17 protein-coding genes and 5 tRNA genes are annotated in these 18,702 nt (G+C 62.0%); 2 read left to right on the top strand and 20 right to left on the bottom strand.

Annotated features, from left to right (window positions below):
* Nucleotides 1–131 precede the first annotated feature (131 nt).
* From P9250_RS26750 to gltX, 6 genes are all read right to left on the bottom strand, one after another.
* Nucleotides 132–208 (bottom strand) — tRNA-Asp (locus tag P9250_RS26750).
* Nucleotides 209–254: 46 nt separating this feature from the next.
* A tRNA-Glu gene (locus tag P9250_RS26755) sits at nt 255–330 on the bottom strand.
* A gap of 86 nt (nt 331–416) precedes the next feature.
* Nucleotides 417–493 (bottom strand) — tRNA-Asp (locus P9250_RS26760).
* A gap of 47 nt (nt 494–540) precedes the next feature.
* A tRNA-Glu gene (locus P9250_RS26765) sits at nt 541–616 on the bottom strand.
* 177 nt (nt 617–793) lie between these two features.
* Nucleotides 794–869: transfer RNA gene (locus P9250_RS26770), tRNA-Ala, on the bottom strand.
* Nucleotides 870–1,017: 148 nt separating this feature from the next.
* A complete protein-coding gene (gene gltX / locus P9250_RS26775; protein WP_250492495.1) occupies nt 1,018–2,427 on the bottom strand; it encodes a glutamate--tRNA ligase in 1,410 nt (469 codons plus the stop codon).
* Between the two features lie 271 nt (nt 2,428–2,698).
* Here gltX and P9250_RS26780 point away from each other — a divergent pair, with 271 nt between their 5' ends.
* On the top strand, nt 2,699–3,649 hold the full coding sequence (locus P9250_RS26780) for a patatin-like phospholipase family protein (RefSeq protein ID WP_250492496.1): 951 nt from the start codon (nt 2,699–2,701) through the stop codon (nt 3,647–3,649).
* A 247-nt stretch (nt 3,650–3,896) separates the two neighbouring features.
* On the opposite strand, the gene P9250_RS26785 is transcribed toward P9250_RS26780, so the two are convergent.
* The 14 genes from P9250_RS26785 to P9250_RS26850 form a co-directional block, all read right to left on the bottom strand.
* Nucleotides 3,897–5,153, bottom strand: a complete 1,257-nt coding sequence (locus P9250_RS26785; RefSeq protein WP_310396082.1) for a cytochrome c — start codon at nt 5,151–5,153, stop codon at nt 3,897–3,899.
* Nucleotides 5,150–5,770: a (2Fe-2S)-binding protein gene (locus tag P9250_RS26790; RefSeq protein WP_409014979.1), complete on the bottom strand. Its 621-nt coding sequence runs from the start codon at nt 5,768–5,770 to the stop codon at nt 5,150–5,152. Before P9250_RS26790 ends, P9250_RS26785 begins: the two co-directional genes overlap by 4 nt.
* The gene (locus tag P9250_RS26795; RefSeq protein WP_310396088.1) at nt 5,719–8,550 is read right to left on the bottom strand and encodes a molybdopterin cofactor-binding domain-containing protein; all 2,832 of its coding nucleotides are present in this window, start codon (nt 8,548–8,550) and stop codon (nt 5,719–5,721) included. The genes P9250_RS26790 and P9250_RS26795 overlap by 52 nt, the downstream gene beginning before the upstream one ends.
* Nucleotides 8,551–8,866: 316 nt before the next feature.
* The gene (gene iscX, locus P9250_RS26800) at nt 8,867–9,064 is read right to left on the bottom strand and encodes a Fe-S cluster assembly protein IscX (RefSeq protein WP_244825420.1); all 198 of its coding nucleotides are present in this window, start codon (nt 9,062–9,064) and stop codon (nt 8,867–8,869) included.
* A 13-nt stretch (nt 9,065–9,077) separates the two neighbouring features.
* Nucleotides 9,078–9,419, bottom strand: coding sequence for an ISC system 2Fe-2S type ferredoxin (fdx, locus tag P9250_RS26805; protein WP_244825421.1), 342 nt, complete (start codon nt 9,417–9,419; stop codon nt 9,078–9,080).
* 32 nt (nt 9,420–9,451) lie between these two features.
* Nucleotides 9,452–11,317 (bottom strand): Fe-S protein assembly chaperone HscA, encoded by a 1,866-nt coding sequence (gene hscA / locus P9250_RS26810; RefSeq protein ID WP_310396090.1) that lies wholly within the window; start codon nt 11,315–11,317, stop codon nt 9,452–9,454.
* Between the two features lie 45 nt (nt 11,318–11,362).
* Complete coding sequence (gene hscB / locus P9250_RS26815; protein ID WP_310396091.1) at nt 11,363–11,893, bottom strand: Fe-S protein assembly co-chaperone HscB; 531 nt, start codon at nt 11,891–11,893, stop codon at nt 11,363–11,365.
* 114 nt (nt 11,894–12,007) lie between these two features.
* The gene (gene iscA / locus P9250_RS26820) at nt 12,008–12,331 is read right to left on the bottom strand and encodes an iron-sulfur cluster assembly protein IscA (RefSeq protein WP_244825424.1); all 324 of its coding nucleotides are present in this window, start codon (nt 12,329–12,331) and stop codon (nt 12,008–12,010) included.
* A 106-nt stretch (nt 12,332–12,437) separates the two neighbouring features.
* Nucleotides 12,438–12,866 carry a Fe-S cluster assembly scaffold IscU gene (iscU, locus tag P9250_RS26825; protein ID WP_244825425.1) on the bottom strand — a complete coding sequence of 143 codons (429 nt, stop codon included), beginning with the start codon at nt 12,864–12,866 and terminating at the stop codon, nt 12,438–12,440.
* Between the two features lie 93 nt (nt 12,867–12,959).
* Entirely contained in the window at nt 12,960–14,183 is a 1,224-nt protein-coding gene (locus tag P9250_RS26830) for an IscS subfamily cysteine desulfurase (RefSeq protein WP_244825426.1), read from the bottom strand.
* A gap of 78 nt (nt 14,184–14,261) precedes the next feature.
* On the bottom strand, nt 14,262–14,789 hold the full coding sequence (gene iscR / locus P9250_RS26835) for a Fe-S cluster assembly transcriptional regulator IscR (RefSeq protein ID WP_244825427.1): 528 nt from the start codon (nt 14,787–14,789) through the stop codon (nt 14,262–14,264).
* Between the two features lie 139 nt (nt 14,790–14,928).
* Nucleotides 14,929–15,411, bottom strand: coding sequence for a low molecular weight protein-tyrosine-phosphatase (locus tag P9250_RS26840; RefSeq protein ID WP_250465085.1), 483 nt, complete (start codon nt 15,409–15,411; stop codon nt 14,929–14,931).
* Between the two features lie 125 nt (nt 15,412–15,536).
* Nucleotides 15,537–16,742, bottom strand: a complete 1,206-nt coding sequence (locus P9250_RS26845; protein WP_310396095.1) for a patatin-like phospholipase family protein — start codon at nt 16,740–16,742, stop codon at nt 15,537–15,539.
* Between the two features lie 37 nt (nt 16,743–16,779).
* Nucleotides 16,780–17,574, bottom strand: a complete 795-nt coding sequence (locus P9250_RS26850; protein ID WP_310396098.1) for a 3-hydroxybutyrate dehydrogenase — start codon at nt 17,572–17,574, stop codon at nt 16,780–16,782.
* 279 nt (nt 17,575–17,853) lie between these two features.
* Between P9250_RS26850 and P9250_RS26855 the strand changes: the two genes are divergently transcribed.
* On the top strand, nt 17,854–18,699 hold the full coding sequence (locus P9250_RS26855; protein ID WP_250509127.1) for a 23S rRNA (adenine(2030)-N(6))-methyltransferase RlmJ: 846 nt from the start codon (nt 17,854–17,856) through the stop codon (nt 18,697–18,699).
* The last annotated feature ends 3 nt before the right edge of the window (nt 18,700–18,702 follow it).

Consider the following 18,702-nt stretch of genomic DNA (forward strand, 5'->3'; position numbering starts at 1 on the left):
ACTATGACAGTGCGCGCCTGCTGGCAATCGACAAATCGATGTTTGCGCAGGATTCGATGCGCGGGACCTGACGCAAGCGAAAAAACGAGCCAAAAAAAATCCAGCCCGAAGGCTGGATTTTCTCAACTAGCTGGCGGAGCGGACGGGACTCGAACCCGCGACCCCCGGCGTGACAGGCCGGTATTCTAACCAACTGAACTACCGCTCCAACTCGTTCACCGATTGCAGCGCTTTTACAGCAGCCGCCGATGTTCTGGCGTCCCCTAGGGGATTCGAACCCCTGTACTCACCGTGAAAGGGTGATGTCCTAGGCCTCTAGACGAAGGGGACTTCAACCTACTAAAACTAAACTATCGACACAGCGTAGCGAAAAAAAATCCGGCTTATCAGCCGGAGTCTTCCTGCTTGCAATGCGTTGGCGGAGCGGACGGGACTCGAACCCGCGACCCCCGGCGTGACAGGCCGGTATTCTAACCAACTGAACTACCGCTCCAGCGCTTACTTCCAGGCAGCGCTCCTTACTAGCAGCCGCCGATGTGCTGGCGTCCCCTAGGGGATTCGAACCCCTGTACTCACCGTGAAAGGGTGATGTCCTAGGCCTCTAGACGAAGGGGACAGAAACTTGTGTATCTGTCTTTGCTACTCGATCATTCGCTCTGGGCTTAACAACTTGCCGCAAGCAGCGAAGACCGAAATTCTATACAACCTGATGTTACTTGTGAAGTATTTTTTGCGACTTTCCGAAACGCTGGAACCCATACAAACAATACCACCTGCCCTGCAAAACCATTCTTGGTGGAGGTAAGCGGGATCGAACCGCTGACCTCTTGCATGCCATGCAAGCGCTCTCCCAGCTGAGCTATACCCCCTTGCAGAACAGAAACGAGATTCTATAGGCCATTTTTGAAGTTGTAAATACCCTTTGACGCTCGTAGCGAAATTTTTTACCTCTCTTCATGCATTTGCGCGCAATGCATGCATCGCTGGCATTCATCGCGCGCGGCTTTGCGTCTTCAGTCAGCTTGCGGCCAGTTCCAGCCGACGCAAAACGGCTTCGCGGCCGAAGAGAGCAAGCACGGCGTCGAGGGACGGCGTGTGCGTCGTGCCTGCAACCAGCAAGCGAACCGGCATCGCGAGTTGCGGCATCTTGAGCTTGTGCGCGGCAAGCGTAGCCTTCACGGCCGCGGCGATCGCTTCCTTGCTCCACTCCGCTTCGGCGAGCGCCGCGCGCAAATCGGCGATGGCCGGCCGCACTGCATCGGTGACGTGCTGCTTGCGCGCTTCGGGATCGATCGTGGGCTCGCGATAGAACATCACGGCGTTATCGGCGATTTCCTTCACCGTCGATGCGCGGTCCTTCAAAAGCCCGATCGCCAGCTCCAGCGGCGCGCCGTTCTCGATCGCGCTCGCTTCGATACCCGCCTCGCGCAAGAACGGCCGCGTGAGTTCCGCGAGGCGACCGTTGTCCGCTTCCTTGATGTAATGCGCATTGAGCCAGTTGAGCTTGTCGTGGTCGTATTGCGCCGGCGACTTGCCCAGATGCTCTAGGTCGAACCATTCGACGAACTGTTCGCGCGAGAAGATTTCTGCATCGCCATGCGACCAGCCGAGGCGTGCGAGATAGTTCACGACCGCCTCGGGCAGATACCCGTTGTCGCGATAACCGGTCACGGCCATGGCGCCATGACGCTTGCTCATCTTCTCGCCCTGCTCGTTCAGCACCGTCGGCAAATGCGCGTAAACCGGCACTTCACCGCCGAGCGCGCGCAGGATGTTGATCTGACGCGGCGTGTTGTTCACGTGATCGTCGCCGCGAATGACGTGCGTGATCTGCATGTCGAGGTCGTCGACGACCACGCAGAAGTTGTAGGTCGGCGTACCGTCGGGACGCGCGATGACGAGATCGTCGAGTTCTTCGTTCGAGATCTCGACCGTGCCCTTCACGGCGTCGTCCCACGCGACCACGCCCGTCAGCGGATTGCGAAAGCGCACCACCGGTTCCACGCCTTCGGGAACCGGCGGCAACTCCTTGCCCGGCTCGGGACGCCACGTGCCGTCGTAACGCGGCTTTTCGCCCGCAGCGCGCTGACGCTCGCGCAGGGCATCGAGCTCCTCGGTCGACATATAGCAGTGGTACGCGAGCCCCTTCTCCAGCATCTGCGCGACCACTTCGCGATAACGCTCCATGCGCTGCATCTGATAAAACGGACCTTCGTCGAAATCGAGGCCGAGCCAGGCCATGCCTTCGAGAATCGCATCGACCGAGGCTTCGGTGGAGCGCTCGACATCGGTGTCCTCGATGCGCAGCACGAAGGTGCCCTTCATCTTGCGCGCGAACGCCCAGGGATAGAGCGCGGAGCGGATGTTGCCGAGATGGATGAAACCGGTCGGGCTCGGTGCGAAGCGGGTACGGACTTGGGTGGTCATTGCGGTTTTACTCGATGGATGGCGTCTGTCTCGCTCGAAGCCGATGCGCGCTCTACGCGCCTCAAAGCAGACGAGAAGTGTCCAATGACGGCTGATTCGGAAGCGTTCGTGCGGCTGGATCACGCGGCCGGCGCTTCGTCAAAGTGAACCGGAATTATACTCGCGGCCTGCTTTGTGCCGGTCCGTGCGCCTTTGTTTTATGATGTCCGCGCCTTTTTGCCGATACCGGCCAAGGCACGTTCAAAGCAGCAAGGCGCGCCCGGAGTTCAACTTGAAGCCATCGTCATCCCGTCTTTCGCTTTCGCGTCGCGCGTTTTCGCTCGCGGCGCTGTCATCCGTCGTGACCGCGTGCACGACCGCCACGGGCGGCAACGCCACGTCGACCACGACCACGAGCACGCCGCCGCCCAAAACGGATATCCAGCGGCAAGCGCCCGTTCGCATCGGGCTTGCGCTCGGTGGCGGCGCGGCGCGCGGCTTCGCGCATATCGGCGTGATCAAGGCGCTCGAAGCGCGCAACGTGCCGGTCGATCTCGTGGCGGGCACGAGCGCGGGCTCGGTCATCGCGGCACTGTATGCGTCGGGCATGAACGGCATCGCCATCAACAAGCTCGCGCTCACCATGGACGAAGCCTCGATCAGCGACTGGGCCATGCCCTTTCGCACGCGCGGCATCTTGCAAGGCGTGGCGCTGCAGAACTACCTCAACAAGACGCTCGACAATCGTCCGATCGAGAAGATGGCGAAGCCGCTTGGCATCGTCGCGACCGACCTTCGGAATGGCCAGCCGATCCTCTTTCAGCGCGGCAACACGGGCATCGCGGTGCGCGCGTCGTGCAGCGTGCCGTCGATCTTCGAGCCGGTGAAGATCGGCGACCACGAATATGTCGATGGCGGGCTGGTGAGTCCCGTCCCCGCCGCATTCGCGCACAAGATGGGCGCGGACTTCGTGATCGCCGTGGATATTTCGGCGCGTCCCGAAAGCGGCCTCACGCAAAGCTCGTTCGACGTGCTCATGCAGACCTTCACGATCATGGGCCAGACCATCAAGGCTTATGAACTCGACAAGTACGCGGACGCGGTCATCCGGCCGAATCTCAATGCCATGAGCAGCAGCGACTTCAGCCAGCGCAACGCATCGATTTTGGCGGGCGAGGAAGCGGTCGCGAAGATGTGGCCAGCGTTGCAGCGGCAGCTCGTCGAACGCGGCGTGCGCGTTTGAGAAGTCTTCTGCCTGCGTAATGCAGCGCGGAGCATGAGCGCGCCGGCGCTCGGAATACCACGGCGGCTCCTGTGCTCGGGTGCGCGGCGAGCGTTTGAAACCCAACGTGAAGAATCGATCGAGCGACGCACTGTCGCCCAACGACGTCACGACGACTTGGGTGCTCGAATGCGCGGCAAACCCCAAGCAAAAGAGGCCACGCTCGCCGAGCCGCGGCCTCTTTCGTTCGCGCTGCGGAAAACCGCGACTACCTCAGCGACTTCACCTTGTCTGCCGTGATCTCGGCAGGCTGTCCGCCCCACGTTGCGCGAAGATAATTCGCCAGTTCGGCGATCTGCTCGTCGCTATACGTGCCCGCGAATCCAGGCATGTCCTGCATGGCCTCGCCGTGCGGGAACGGCTGCGCCTTTATGCCATCGAGCATCGACACGATCAGGTTGCGCGGATCGGCCAGACGCAAGGTCGAGTTGCCGTTCATCGCTACCGTGACGTGCGGCTTGCCCTCGCCCTCGTGCCCGTGACAACCCGCGCAAGAATCCAGATAGAGCGAGCGTCCCGCAGCGAGCCGCGTGGCGTCGCCCGACTGAATGGCGGCGAGCGGCGCGGCTGCCTGCGGCTTGTCGCCGAGCAGATACGTGGCGAGCGCGCGCAGATCGTTGGAATCCAGATGCTGCGTGCTCAGATAGATCACCGGATGCATCTCGCCATACGCCGAGCCTTGCCGCGCGACGCCCGTCGCGAAGAAAGTCTGCAGATCGGCGGCCTTCCAGCCACGCGCGGCAAGCGCTTGCGGCGTGATGTCGGGCGCGCCGACACGGCCGAGGGCTTCGCCCTGCAGCGTCTTCGCATCCTGCAACTGGCCGAAGGCACCACGCGGCGTGTGGCACTCGGCGCAATGGCCGAGCGCGTTGGCTAGATAGCGCCCGCGCGTCCAGTCCGCCGATTGTCCCTGCGACGCATCCGGCAAGGTGTCGTTCAAGAACAGCATGTCCCAGAAACGCACGGCGAAGCGCACGTTGTAGGGAAACGAGAGGACCGGCTTGACACTCGGCACGGCTGCCGGCTTTTGCGCCATCAGATACGCGTAAAGGGCGTCACTGTCCTCGCGCGTGATCTGTCGATACGACGTATAAGGCATCGCCGGATACAGCTTGCCATTCGGCGACTTGCCTTCATGCAGCACGGCGTAGAAGTCGTCGGCGCTATAAGAGCCGATGCCGTACTTCGTATCGGGCGTGATGTTGGTACCGTAGAACGTGCCGAACTGCGATTGCAGCTCCACGCCGCCCGCGAACGGCGCGCCGCCGTTCGCCGTGTGGCATGCGGCGCAATCCGCCGCATGCGCGAGATAGCGTCCACGCGCGATCTGCTCGGGCGAGCTCGTGTTGTGAACGGGCGCGTCCCGACGGTCGCCGCACGCGCTCAACGCGAACGCGGCAAGCGCGAGTGGAATCAGCCGCACGACGCAGCGCGACACGAAGCGAGTCACATTCAGTCTCGTCATGCTGCGTCCTTCACCAGGCCGGGCGTCGTGAGCACCAGTTCCTTCACGGCTTCGTAGTAGCGCACGTAACCTGTGCAACGGCAGATGTGGCTGTCGAGCGCCGACATGATGGTCGCTTCGATCTGATCCTTCGCGATGGGATTGCGCTTCAGGTTGTCGAGCAGGACCATCGTCGCGTTGACGAAACCCGGCGTGCAATAGCCGCACTGGAAGCTGAAATGTTCCAGGAACTTCTGCTGCACGGGCGCCAGTTCGACGACTTCGCCCTGCTCGTTGCGCTTCGCGTGTCCCTCGACGGTCCGCACGTTCTTGCCGTCGAAGAAATGCGCGCCGTTGATGCACGAACGCACTTCCTCGCTCGTGCCATCGGCCCGGTCGACGATCACGACGCACGCGTGGCAGATGCCCTGCCCGCAGCCGAGACGCGAGCCGGTCAGGCCGAGATACTCGTGCAGGAAATCGATCATCGGCAAGCCGGATGGCACCTGCATCGGGCCGACCCTATTGCCGTTGATCGTCATGGAGAGCGAGCGCGATTCGACGCCCGCGGCGGATGGGATGGCCGTCATGCGAGCACCTCCTGAATGTTTTGCGGGCTCACCGGCAGATCGGTGAATCGATGTCCGATCGCATGCGCGATCGCGTTGACGATGGCTCCGACCACCGGAATCATCACCACTTCGGCGATGCCTTTAGGCGGATCGGTTTCGGAAAGCGGCGGCAACACTTCGCTGGTTTGCTTCCACACTGCGACATCGCTTGCGAGCGGCAAGTGATAGCGGTTGAAGTTCCACGTGCCGTTGCCGGGACCGTCTTCGTAAAGCGGCAGATACTCGTGCAGCGCGTGACCGATGCCCATCGCGAGGCCGCCTTGCAACTGCCCGGAGACGAGTTGCGGCGCGATCTGATTGCCGCATTCCATGATCGAATGATGCGAGAGCAGATCGACCTTGCCGCTGGCCGAGTCGATAGCAAGTTCGACGAGCGTGCCGACCGCGCTGTAATACGTGACCGCGGCGTTGTTGCGCTGCACGGGCGGGATGAACACGCGTTTGCGATCGAGCACGGTATAGCCGTTGGCCGTGGCCTTGCCGCGTTGCTTGCCGTTGGCGGCATCGGCGCTGCCGAAGCGCACCGAGAGTCCGTCGAGCGGTACTTGATCGACGGTGCCCGCGATATCGAACTGCGCCTCGCTCCACTGCCAGCGATTGAAGGTATGCACCGCAGCGCCCGTGACGAGCCCGAGTTCATGCGCCTTCTTCGCGAGCACGTCGAAGGCAAGCGGCTCCATGCCGTCGGCCGCCAGCTTGCCGTCGACCCAGCGCGCATCTTCCACACGCACGACGTACGAGGTCGCCTGACCGCCGCCGATACCCTGCCCCCAGAGCGCGAGCGCGGCGGGCCAGATGCCGTGACGGAACACGACGCGCGCCGCTTCATGCGTGGCGTGCGTGAAGTAGAAGGCGGAATTCGTCGCGCTGGCCGGCGACATGTACGCGGGCGACCAGCGCGGATTCGCGCTCAAGCGATCCTGCTCGGCTTGCGACATGATGTACGGATCGCCGCTCGTCACGACTGGCAAATCCGTCCAGTCGATGATCGCCATATGCACATCGACGGCGGGCTTGCCGAGCCACTTCGCGACCGCGAGGGCCTGCGAGGTCGACGTGCCGGTGCCGATCTCCGCGCCCGAGTGACTCAACGCGATGCGCCCGTCGGCCGTGAACTCCACCTTCGCGAAGGCGCTTTCCGCGCCCGTACCGAAGTCCTTCTGCGTACACGCGAACCCGATGCCATAGCGCATTCCCGGATGCGCCGCCTCGAAATCGCTCTTGCGCCGCATGCGTTCGGTCCACAGCGGCAGTTCCTTCGCGCGACGCAGCACTTCCTCGGCGCGCAACGCGCCGGCGGGAATGGCGCCTTGCGTGTTCTTCATGCCGGTGCGGAACACGTTCTTCAGGCGAAAATCGATCGGGTCGATATCGAGCTTCTGCGCGATCTCGTCGATCATCATCTCGGTCGCGGCCATGCTTTGCAGCGTGCCGTAACCGCGCGCCGAACCGGCATCGACCGCGCGCGAGGCAATCGCGATCGCGGTCAGATCGCTCTGCGGAATGTAGTAGATCGACTGCGCCGCGGTGGCGCCGACCATCGCGACCGATGGCGAGAAGTTGCAGCGTCCGCCGCCGTTCGCTTCGAAGTCGCCCTTGAAGGCTTGAATGAGGCCGGTGTTCTTGTCGATCGCCATGCGATAGCGCATGTCGAACGCGTGACGCTTGAGCGAGCTCTGGAACTGTTCGAAGCGGTCGAAAGCCAGGCGCACGGGACGGCCCTCGCCATACATGGCCGCGACGAGACCGTAGAACGGCACGTTGAAGTGATCCTTCGAACCGTAGCCCACCGTGTAGCACGGATGCAAGAACAGGTTCTTCACCGGAAAATGCGACTTGGCCGCCATCTCCACGGCACTTTCCGCGACTTCGTGCGGACCTTGCGTCGGGACGACCATGTGCAGCGACTGAGTCGCCGCGTCGTACCAGCAATTCGCGTTGTCGGGCTCGAGCGCGGCCGTATCGACCGATTGCGTCTTGTATTCGCGATCCACGACGAGCCAGTCCGCCGGCGGATGATCGAGCTGGTCGGCAATACTTTGCGCGTGGAACATGCCCTGCTCGTCGAGCTTGCCGTGTTCATGAGCGTCGGCCCAGACGGGCGCGCGCTTCTTCATCATGTGCGGAAAGAGCGGCGTGTTCTTCAGGCTCGAAAACGTGTCTTCGTCGAAAGGCGTCTTGCCGCCGACGCGCACGAAGCGAAACGACGCCCACGGATCGCGTTCGAGCGGCCCCGTCGTTGCGCCGTAACGGATCACGCCATCGCGGAACTGGAGCTTTTCCTTCGCGAAACGGAAGCGCGCGAAGTCGTGATAGATCAGCATCGCGACGGCCTGGCCGAGATACGCGGGCGTCTTCCCGGCGGGCAGGAACATGTCGTCGCCATAGAACGCGGGGAAGGCGAGCTTGTCGCGCGCGAGATCTTCCGCGGTGACGACGCGATCGGGCTTCAGCGCATCGCCGAGCACCGACAGATCGAAGCCTTCGTACAGACAGTCGGCCCGCGTCACGCGCAGGATCAGCGCGTGCGATTGTTGCTGCGGCCAATGCGGCATGTCGGCCGCGCGGATGTCGCGCGCGAAGACCTTCGCGCCCGTTACCTTGGCCATGCCGTCGATACGAAACTTTGCGCTTCCGTTCGTGGCATCCCATTGAACGGGCGTGAGTATCTTCTCTTCGAACAACGCGGCGAACGCACGGCTGCCTAAGGGCGCGACGAATACCGAAACGCCCGCGAGCGCAGCCGCCTTCAGAAAACCACGACGCGACAGGTCGAGTTTCCCCATGTACTTCTCCTCAAGTGATCGCCACAGGCCGTCCAGCATGGGGACGGCCACACGCCGCCTTCACGCGGGCATGTAAAATTTGTTTGCAATACGAAACGTCGCTGGGCGATGAATCGAATCCGGCATTGACTAACAGAAGGCAGTGGGCGCGATTTTAAGTGCGGGAAAGACCGTCAACAACGCGCACAACGTCAAGTTCTGTCAAGATTAAAGCGGCAAGGGAATGAGGAAAATCAATATGGTGAAATGCCGCGCGCTCAAAATAAAACGGCGACCTCTTTCGAGAGTCGCCGTCTTTTAGACGATACCAACGCGATCAATAATCCGCGTCTTCGATCCACGCAGCCTGAATGGCTTCGAGAATCTTTTCATTGGAGCTCTGCGGATCGTCGTCGAAACCAACCAGCTCCGTCACCCAGCGATGCAAGTCCGTGAAACGCACATACTGGGGATCGATATCTTGATGCGCATCGGTCAAGGCCATTGCGATCTCTTGAGTATCTGTCCACTTCATGAGCGAGCCTCCGTCAGTGATTTTCTTTGGCGTGGTTAATGGTGTAGCGCGGGATCTCGACCACCAGATCCTCGTCGGCCGGCACCATTGCCTGACATGATAACCGCGATGTCGGTTCGAGGCCCCACGCCTTGTCGAGGAGATCGTCCTCGTCTTCCTCCGACGGTTCGAGCGCGTTGAAGCCCTCGCGGATTATGACGTGGCAGGTCGTGCACGCGCACGACTTCTCGCAGGCGTGCTCGATCTCGATACCGTGTTCCAGCAGATTGTCGCAGATGCTCTTGCCGATATCGGCGTCGATGACCGCGCCGTCCGGGCAAAGCTCCACGTGAGGAAGCACAACGATTTGAGGCATGGACTTAAGTTTTCCGTGAATTTCCGAATGGATCAGACATCGTCGAGCTTGCGGCCGGCGAGTGCGCGGCGAATGCTCTTGTTCATGCGGCGCGCGGCGAATTCGTCGGTTGCAACGGAAAGCGCCTTGGTCGCGTCTTCGATACGTTGCGCCGAATCGCCCTTCGCGATGGTCGCGAGTTCTTCCGCCAGCGTTTCGATCTGCGCGCGTTCGCTCTCGTCGAGCAACTCGGCGTCTGCCGCGAGCGCCGCGTGCGTGGCTTCGACCAGCCGTTCTGCATCGACCTGCGCCTCGCGCAGCGCGCGGGCCTGCATGTCGGTCTCGGCGGTCTTGAAACTTTCCTCGAGCATGCGCGCGACGTCGTCATCGGCGAGACCGTAGGACGGCTTCACCACCACCGACGCTTCCACGCCCGAAATCTGCTCGCGCGCGAAAACGGACAGCAAGCCGTCGGCATCGACCTGATACGTCACGCGAATGCGCGCGGCGCCCGCCGCCATCGGCGGAATGCCACGCAATTCGAAACGCGCGAGCGAGCGGCAGTCGGACACGAGTTCGCGTTCGCCCTGGACCACGTGGATCGCCATTGCCGTCTGGCCGTCCTTGAACGTGGTGAAGTCTTGCGCGCGCGCGGTCGGGATCGTCGAGTTGCGCGGAATGATTTTTTCGGTGAGACCGCCCATGGTTTCGACGCCGAGCGACAGCGGAATCACGTCGAGCAAGAGCCAGTCGTCTCCTTCGTCGCGACGGTTGCCGGCGAGCAGATCGGCCTGAATCGCGGCGCCGAGCGCCACGACCTGATCCGGGTCGAGATTGACGAGCGGCGGCTGGCCGAAATACGTCTGCACCGCGCGGCGGATCACCGGCATGCGCGTCGCGCCGCCGACCAGCACCACGCCCTTGATCTCGGCGGGCGCGACCTTGGCGTCGCGCAGCGCCTTTCTCGTGGGTCCGAGCGTGCGCGCGACGAGCGCTTCGGTGAGCGTGTCGAACTGCGCTTCGGTCACGGCGACATCGATCACGCGGCCGTCCGAAAGCGTCGCCTGGACGCGCGTTTCATCGGCCGACGAAAGCGCTTCCTTCGCGACTCGCACATGGTCCAGCAAGAGCCGCACGTCTTCGGGCGAAGTGACTTCGACGCCCGCCTGCGCAATCACATGCCGATACAGCACGTGGTCGAAATCGTCGCCGCCGAGCGCGGAATCGCCGCCGGCCGCGAGTACTTCGAAGACACCCTTGGTGAGCTTGAGAATGGACAGATCGAAGGTACCGCCGCCGAGATCGTAGACCGCGTACAGACCTTCCGATGCGTTGTCGAGACCGTAAGCGATGGCCGCCGCGGTCGGTTCGTTCAGCAGTCGAAGCACGTTGAGTCCGGCGAGCTTCGCGGCGTCCTTGGTGGCCTGGCGCTGGGCTTCATCGAAATAAGCGGGCACGGTGATGACCGCGCCGACCAGATCTTCGCCGAGCGAATCTTCCGCGCGATAACGCAGCGTGGCGAGAATCTCGGCCGACACCTCGACCGGGCTCTTCACGCCGTCGATCGTACGAATCTGCACCATGCCGGGCGCGTCGATGAAATCGTACGGCGCGTTCTCCGCGCCCTCCACCTCACTCTTGCCTCGGCCCATGAAGCGCTTGACGGACACGATCGTATTGCGCGGATCGATGGCCGCTTCTTCCTTCGCGACGCGGCCGATGCGCCGTCCGCCCTTCTCCAGATAGCGCACCACCGAAGGCAGCAGCACATGGCCGTCCTCGTCGGGAAGCGCTTCGGGCACGCTGTTGCGCACGGCCGCCACGAGCGAGTTCGTCGTGCCGAGATCGATACCGACCGCCACGCGCCGCTGATGCGGTGCGGGCGCCATGCCGGGTTCTGAGATTTGCAGTAAAGCCATCGTTGATCTTATGGGGTTGTGTGCGGCGCCTGAGGCTCTTGTACGTCAGGCGGTTTCGAGCCGCTCGATCTGCGTGCCGATTTCATGCGCCACGCGTTCGATGAACATCAGTTGCCGCACCGCCTCGCTTGCCGCCTGATCCGACTTGCTGTCGATCAGCGCTTCGAGCTTGGTGAAGCGCACGCGTTCTTCATCGCGCAATTCGTCGAGCAAGTATTCGAGCGCGCCGATATTCTTCGCGCCGGCCGCATCCTCGATATTCTCGCGCCATTCCATTTGCTGCATGAGGAACGCGGGTTCCATCGCCGTATTGTTTTCCGCGCCGACGTCGATACCGCGCAGCGACAGCATGTAGCGCGCGCGCTTCAACGGATCGCGCAGCGTTTGGTAAGCCTCGTTGGCGCGCGTCGCCCATTGCATCGCGATACGGCGTTGCGCGTCGCCCGCCGAGGCGAAGCGGTCCGGATGCACTTGCGCCTGCACGGTGCGATATGCGTCGTCGAGCGCTTGCTGATCGACCGCGAAGACCGGCGGCAAGTCGAAGAGATCGAAGTGACTGTCGTTGAGCGATGCCATTGAGGATTACCGGTTACTCGGAAGATATCTCGAAGGATGCAGCAAAGTCGAAGCGCGAATGAAAAAGGCGGCACGCGCCGCCTCTTTTGCCGATACCGCCGGCGTCATGCCCGGTTATACGCGGAACGACTCGCCGCAGCCGCACTCGTCCTTCGCGTTCGGGTTGTTGAAGCGAAAGCCTTCGTTCAGCCCTTCACGCGCGAAATCCAGTTCGGTGCCGTCGAGATAAGCGAGGCTTTTCGGATCGATCACGACCTTCACGCCCGCCGACTCGAACACCATGTCTTCCGGTGCGAGTTCATCGACATATTCGAGCTTGTACGCGAGACCCGAACAGCCCGTCGTACGCACGCCCAGGCGCAGGCCGACGCCCTTGCCGCGTCGCGCCAGATACTTATGCACGTGCTGTGCTGCCTTCTCCGTCAACGTGATTGCCATAGTCTTTGCGTCGCGCTCTTTACTTGCTGCGTTACTTCGAAATCCGAGGCGCCGATCTTGCCGGCGCCATTCCAGGGTCGTTGCCTACGCCACCTTCATGCCGCATTCAGGCCGCGTGTTGCTTGGCTTCCGTCTGCTCGGCCTGAGGAGCCGCCACGCCGTGACGTTCCTTGTAGTCGGCGACCGCTGCCTTGATTGCGTCTTCGGCGAGAATCGAGCAGTGAATCTTCACGGGCGGCAGTGCGAGTTCCTCGGCGATCTGCGTGTTCTTGATCGTCAGCGCCTGATCCAGCGTCTTGCCCTTCACCCATTCGGTCACGAGCGAGCTCGACGCGATGGCCGAGCCGCAGCCGTACGTCTTGAACTTCGCGTCTTCGATCACGCCGTCCGCGCCCACGCGGATCTGCAGTTTCATCACGTCGCCGCAAGCCGGTGCGCCGACCATGCCGGTGCCGACCGTGTCGTCGTCCTTCGAGAAGGAGCCGACGTTGCGCGGGTTTTCGTAGTGGTCCAGAACCTTGTCGCTATAAGCCATGATTCGAATTCTCCGGTGATCTATCTCCGCGAGAGGCGGAGCAACATTCTCTCGACCGACACGCGGCCAGTCGCCAAACCATTCGTGATGCGCTCAGTGCGCCGCCCACTGGATGCTCGAGATATCGATGCCATCCTTGTGCATTTCCCACAGCGGCGACAGATCGCGCAGCTTTGCAATCTTGTTCTTCAGCAGGTTGATGACGTAATCGACATCCTGCTCGGTCGTAAAGCGGCCGACCGTGAAGCGGATCGAGCTATGCGCCAGCTCGTCGTTGCGGCCGAGCGCACGCAGCACATACGACGGTTCCAGCGACGCCGACGTGCACGCCGAACCCGACGACACCGCGACATCCTTGACCGCCATGATGAGCGATTCGCCTTCGACGAAATTGAAGCTGATGTTGAGGTTGTGCGGCACGCGGCGTTCCATGTCGCCGTTCACGTACACCTCTTCCATGTCTTGCAGGCCCTTGAGCAGACGGTCGCGCAGCATGCGGATACGCTCGTTCTCGGTGGCCATTTCCTCACGCGCGATACGGAAAGCCTCGCCCATGCCGACGATCTGATGCGTTGCGAGCGTGCCCGAACGCATGCCGCGCTCGTGACCGCCGCCGTGCATCTGCGCCTCGATACGCACGCGCGGCTTGCGACGCACGTACAGCGCGCCGATGCCCTTCGGCCCATACGTCTTGTGCGCCGAGAACGACATCAGATCGACCTTCAGCTTCTGCAGATCGATCGCGATCTTGCCGGTGGCTTGCGCTGCATCGACGTGAAAAATGATGCCCTTTTCACGCGTGATCTCGCCGATCGCCTCGATGTCCTGAATCACGCCGATCTCGTTGTTCACGCTCATCACCGATACGAGGATCGTGTCGGGACGAATGGCGGCCTTGAACTTGTCCAGGTCGATGAGACCGTCGTCCTTGACATCCAGATACGTGACTTCGAAGCCTTCGCGCTCGAGATCGCGCGTGGTGTCGAGCACGGCCTTGTGCTCGGTTTTCACCGTGATGATGTGCTTGCCCTTGCTCTTGTAGAAGTGCGCGGCGCCCTTGATCGCGAGGTTGTCCGACTCCGTCGCGCCCGACGTCCAGATGATTTCGCGCGGATCGGCATTGACGAGCGCCGCGACGTTTTCGCGCGCTTCCTCGACCGCCCGCTCCGCGTCCCAGCCGTACTGATGGCTGCGCGAAGCCGGATTGCCGAACTGCTCGCGAAGATACGGAATCATCTTGTCCACCACGCGCGGATCGACGGGGGTCGTCGCGCTGTAATCCATATAAATGGGCAGGTGGGGAATGTCGTTATTCATCTGTCGCTCCGGGAAAATCGTTCAGTACACGTGGCCGGGATGCTCGCACTCGCGCTTCATGAGACGCGCCGCGCGGCTTCAACCAGCCAGGTTGAAAATGGAATTCGGCCCCTTGGGCACCACACGCGCGGCTTCGACGCCCGCCGGTTCGGCGCGGCGGTCGCGCAACACCGACGACGAACCTTCGCGAGCGCGCTGCTGATCGACCAGATCTTTCAACGAGACGGAATCGAGATACTCGACCATCTTCTGATTGAGCGTCGCCCACAGTTCGTGCGTCATGCAGTGGCCGTCGTGCTGCTTGGTGCCTTCGCACGTGCCCTTGCCGCCGCATTGCGTGGCGTCGATCGGTTCATCGACCGCGATGATGATGTCGGCCACCGTGACGTTCTCGGCGCGGCGCGCGAGGTTGTACCCGCCGCCCGGCCCGCGTACGGACTCGACGATCTCGTGGCGACGCAGCTTGCCGAACAACTGTTCGAGATAGGAAAGCGAGATGCGCTGGCGCTGGCTGATGCCTGCCAACGTCACCGGGCCCTGCTCCTGGCGCAATGCCAGGTCGATCATCGCCGTGACGGCGAAACGGCCTTTCGTGGTGAGTCTCATAATTGGGGGCTACCGCTAATACTCGATGATTTCTGTCAAGTATAAATATCCCACAGTTTTAGTCAAGTATCCGGGACCAGATAAGTAGCTGTTTAATTCTATTTCTTGCCGCGCGCAAGGCCGCCGCGTCGTGCCCAATTCAACTGACGAGTTGTGTCCGCAAGGCCGCCAATAGCCCCTCACAGGCGTCTTCGCATTGATCGAGCACGCGCTCGAAACCGTCGTCACCGCCGAAATAGGGGTCGATGACCACGCGGCTGTCGTCACGCGTCGCGAACTCCATCAACAGGCGAATCTTGTCGCGATGCTCCGGCGGACAGACCGCCGTAAGCGCCGCGACGTTCTTGTCGTCCATCACGATCAACAGGTCGAAGCGAGCGAAGTCTTCGGCCGTGATCTGCCTCCCGCGCAACGGTGAGAGGTCGTAGCCGCGCTTCTTTGCGGCACGTTGAGCGCGCTCGTCGGGCGGATGTCCGATATGCCAGTCGCCCGTTCCCGCCGAGTCGATAATGATCCGTTCCGAAAGCTTCGCCTCCTCGACGAGATCGCGCATCACCGCTTCGGCGCTAGGCGACCGGCAGATGTTGCCGAGACAGACGAAGCAGACGGCGATGGAATTCATCTCAAGCTTGGAGGGACGGTTATCGGCTGCCACCATCGGCAACGCGTGTTCGATAGGCCCGAATTATACAAAGGGTCACAAAAACGCGCGCGCACGAGTCACTCAAGCAAATCCGCCGAGCACGATCAGCTCCCGTCGCGATGAATGTCATGCGTGATGAAGCCGGAGTCGCCGTTCGGCATCTTCAGCCAGTCGCGATGCGCGAGCGTGCGGCGAATGTCGTCGAGCCCGCTACTCCAATGCTCGCGCATGGTCGAAAGGCCGAATTGATAGTCTTTGTAATGCCCTTCGTATTCCTTGTGGCGGTAAATCAGGTGGATCACGTTGTAGCGCTTCGAGCACGCGAGTTCGGCCGCGCGCCGGCACCATTCGTCGTTGTTGCGCAGTTCCTCGGGCACGAGATCCAGCACATGCTGCAATACGTTGCGATACCGCTGTGAGCGCTGCATTTGATCCGTCACGAGACGCGTGCGGCTGGAATATTGAACGTCCTTCACGCGACCCATGACGTCGACGATGCTGTCCGGCACCGGCCCGCGCGCGCTCCAGAGATCGACCTGAAATGCGAGTGTGTCGCGACGCGGCGTGGCCTGCGCAATCTCGTAGAGCGGCGTGTTGGACATGAGGCCGCCGTCCCAGTAGAACTGGCCGTCGACCTCGACTGCCGCAAAGCCCGGCGGCAGCGCGCCCGACGCAATGAAATGCTCGGCGCGCAGCTTGATCTTCGTATTGTCGAAGTAAGCGAAGTTACCGGTTGCCACGTTGACCGCACCGACCGACACGCGCTTTTCGCCCGAGTTAATGCGATCGAAGTCGCACAGGCCTTCCAGCGTGGCCCGAAGCGGCGTCGTGTCGTAATAACTTGCGGTCTGCGGCGAGCCGGCCGCGAGCGGCGAAGGGGGCGGAAAGCGCGGCACGAAAAAGCCCTTTTGCCCTTCCACGATCGCGCCGAACGCCTGCCACGCGGTGAACGCCTTGCGAATCTCGTCGGGCGATTCGAACAGCGCATGCTCAATGAACGCCGGCAATGGAAACCCAAATGCCGGCTGACAAATGGTTTCCCAGAACTGGAGCAGACGCGGCACGCGATCCTTAGGCGCATTGCCCGCGATGATCGCCGTATTCAGCGCGCCGATGGAGATGCCGGCGATCCAGTTCGGCTCGATGCCCGCTTCGTAGAGCCCCTGATAGACGCCCGCCTGATACGCGCCGAGCGCACCGCCGCCCTGCAGCATGAGCGCGATGGTCTCGTAAGGCGGCAAGTCAATGCGCTTGTCGCCTTCGTTCTGAGTCTCCGGTTGCAGCGCTTCGCTGTCGTCGATTTCCGCCATGCCGATGCCTCCGCTTTCTCGCGTGCGTGTCTTTCGCTTATTGCATGAACCAGCCGTGGCTCACCACGAACGATTGCCCCGTGAGCGCCGCTGTCTCGAACTCGGACAGGAACCGCACCATCTGCGCGACGTCTTCCACCGTGGTGAACACGCCGTCGACCGTGCCGCCCAGCATCACGCGTTTCACGACTTCTTCCTCGCCGATGCCGAGTTCCTTCGCTTGTTCGGGAATCTGCTTGTCGACGAGCGGCGTGCGCACGAAGCCCGGACACACCACGTGCGAGCGCACGTTATGTTTTGCGCCTTCCTTTGCCAGGACGCGCGCAAGCCCGAGCAAACCGTGCTTGGCGGTCACATAAGCGGACTTGAGCGGCGACGCTTCATGCGAATGCACCGAGCCCATGTAGATGACGACGCCGCCGCGATCGTCCTTGTACATGTGCTTCAACGCGGCTTTGGTCGTGAGGAAGGCGCCATCGACGTGAATGGCCATCATCTTCTTCCAGTCCGAGTAGGCGTAGTTTTCGATGGGATTGACGATCTGAATGCCCGCGTTCGACACGAGGATATCCACCGATCCCAATTCCGCCGCGACCCGGTCGATACCCTGATTGACCGCGTTCTCGTCCGTCACGTCCATCGCGATGCCGATAGCCTTGCCACCCTTTTCGCGAATCTCGGCGGCGACGGTATCCGCGCCTGACTGATTTAGGTCCGCGATAGCGACTGCCGCGCCCGCCTGTGCAAGCGTGATTGCGATTGCGCGGCCAATGCCGCTCGCCGCGCCCGTGACGACCGCGGTTTTACCATCGAGCTTGCCGTTCTGTGACATGCGAACCTCCTCTCTGACAGTTGAATGACAACATGCGACGCCATTGGCCGCAATATGGCCGTTCGGCATAGGACGAGTCACGCCGCGCATGAGAACACCTAGACCGTTCGGCCGACTAGTCATGGACGACCGGAAGCGGCTATTGTGCATGAACGGCGTGTCGCACTGCAGCGAACACGAAGCGACGCTCGGCTACAATGAGTGCCCTTCGCGCATGCCGGACGTGCTGCGCCGTTTGCCCTGAACTCGTTTTCTGTTGCCCTCCGCGGGCCTTTCGCCATGCTCAGTTACCGCCACGCCTTCCATGCGGGAAATCACGCCGACGTGCTGAAGCACGCACTCGTCGTCCGGATGCTTCGCCATCTCGCCCAGAAAGACAAATCGTATTGGTATATCGACACGCATGCGGGCGCCGGCGTCTACTCGCTGACGGAGGGCTTCGCCGCGAAGAATGCCGAGTATGAAAACGGCATCGCGCGGCTGTGGGAGCGCACGGATTTGCCGCCGCTCATCGCCGATTATGTCGATGAAGTCACGGCCCTGAACGCCGATGGTGAATTGCGCTTCTATCCTGGCTCGCCGTATCTCGCGTGGCGGCTCATGCGCGAACAGGACCGCATGCGTTTGTACGAGTTGCACAGCACGGAAATCGACGTGCTGCGTCATAACTTCCGCGATGCAGGCCGCCGCGCGATGATCTACGAAGGCGATGGCTTCGACGGCATCAAGGCCATTCTGCCGCCGCCGCCGCGCCGCGCGCTCGTGCTGATCGACCCGTCATACGAAGACAAGCGCGACTATGCGCGCACGCTTGCTTGTCTTGAGGAATCGCTCAAGCGGTTCGCGACGGGCACTTACGCGGTGTGGTATCCGATCGTCGCGCGACCGGAGTCGCAACGCTTCGCGGAGCAATTGAAGGCCATTCAACCCAATGCCTGGCTGCATGCGGCATTGACCGTGAGGCAGCCGCCCGAAGACGGCTTCGGGCTCTACGGCAGCGGCATGTTTATTTTGAATCCGCCCTATACGCTCGCCGCCGAACTCAAGCAAGTGCTGCCATATCTCGTCGATACGCTCGGCGAAGACAAGAACGCATCGTTCAAGCTGGAGCACCGCGCGGCCTGAACC

This window comes from Caballeronia sp. LP006, assembly GCF_031450995.1.
Classification (GTDB): domain Bacteria; phylum Pseudomonadota; class Gammaproteobacteria; order Burkholderiales; family Burkholderiaceae; genus Caballeronia.

Coding starts and splice junctions, on each gene's coding strand:
- iscR (WP_244825427.1), bottom strand. CDS start 14,789: ATGAGACTCACCACGAAAGGCCGTTTCGCCGTCACGGCGATGATCGAC.
- iscA (WP_244825424.1), bottom strand. CDS start 12,331: ATGGCAATCACGTTGACGGAGAAGGCAGCACAGCACGTGCATAAGTAT.
- P9250_RS26840 (WP_250465085.1), bottom strand. CDS start 15,411: ATGAATTCCATCGCCGTCTGCTTCGTCTGTCTCGGCAACATCTGCCGG.
- P9250_RS26855 (WP_250509127.1), top strand. CDS start 17,854: ATGCTCAGTTACCGCCACGCCTTCCATGCGGGAAATCACGCCGACGTG.
- hscB (WP_310396091.1), bottom strand. CDS start 11,893: ATGGCATCGCTCAACGACAGTCACTTCGATCTCTTCGACTTGCCGCCG.
- P9250_RS26795 (WP_310396088.1), bottom strand. CDS start 8,550: ATGGGGAAACTCGACCTGTCGCGTCGTGGTTTTCTGAAGGCGGCTGCG.
- gltX (WP_250492495.1), bottom strand. CDS start 2,427: ATGACCACCCAAGTCCGTACCCGCTTCGCACCGAGCCCGACCGGTTTC.
- P9250_RS26785 (WP_310396082.1), bottom strand. CDS start 5,153: ATGACGAGACTGAATGTGACTCGCTTCGTGTCGCGCTGCGTCGTGCGG.
- hscA (WP_310396090.1), bottom strand. CDS start 11,317: ATGGCTTTACTGCAAATCTCAGAACCCGGCATGGCGCCCGCACCGCAT.
- P9250_RS26830 (WP_244825426.1), bottom strand. CDS start 14,183: ATGAATAACGACATTCCCCACCTGCCCATTTATATGGATTACAGCGCG.
- P9250_RS26850 (WP_310396098.1), bottom strand. CDS start 17,574: ATGTCACAGAACGGCAAGCTCGATGGTAAAACCGCGGTCGTCACGGGC.
- P9250_RS26845 (WP_310396095.1), bottom strand. CDS start 16,742: ATGGCGGAAATCGACGACAGCGAAGCGCTGCAACCGGAGACTCAGAAC.
- iscU (WP_244825425.1), bottom strand. CDS start 12,866: ATGGCTTATAGCGACAAGGTTCTGGACCACTACGAAAACCCGCGCAAC.
- iscX (WP_244825420.1), bottom strand. CDS start 9,064: ATGAAGTGGACAGATACTCAAGAGATCGCAATGGCCTTGACCGATGCG.
- fdx (WP_244825421.1), bottom strand. CDS start 9,419: ATGCCTCAAATCGTTGTGCTTCCTCACGTGGAGCTTTGCCCGGACGGC.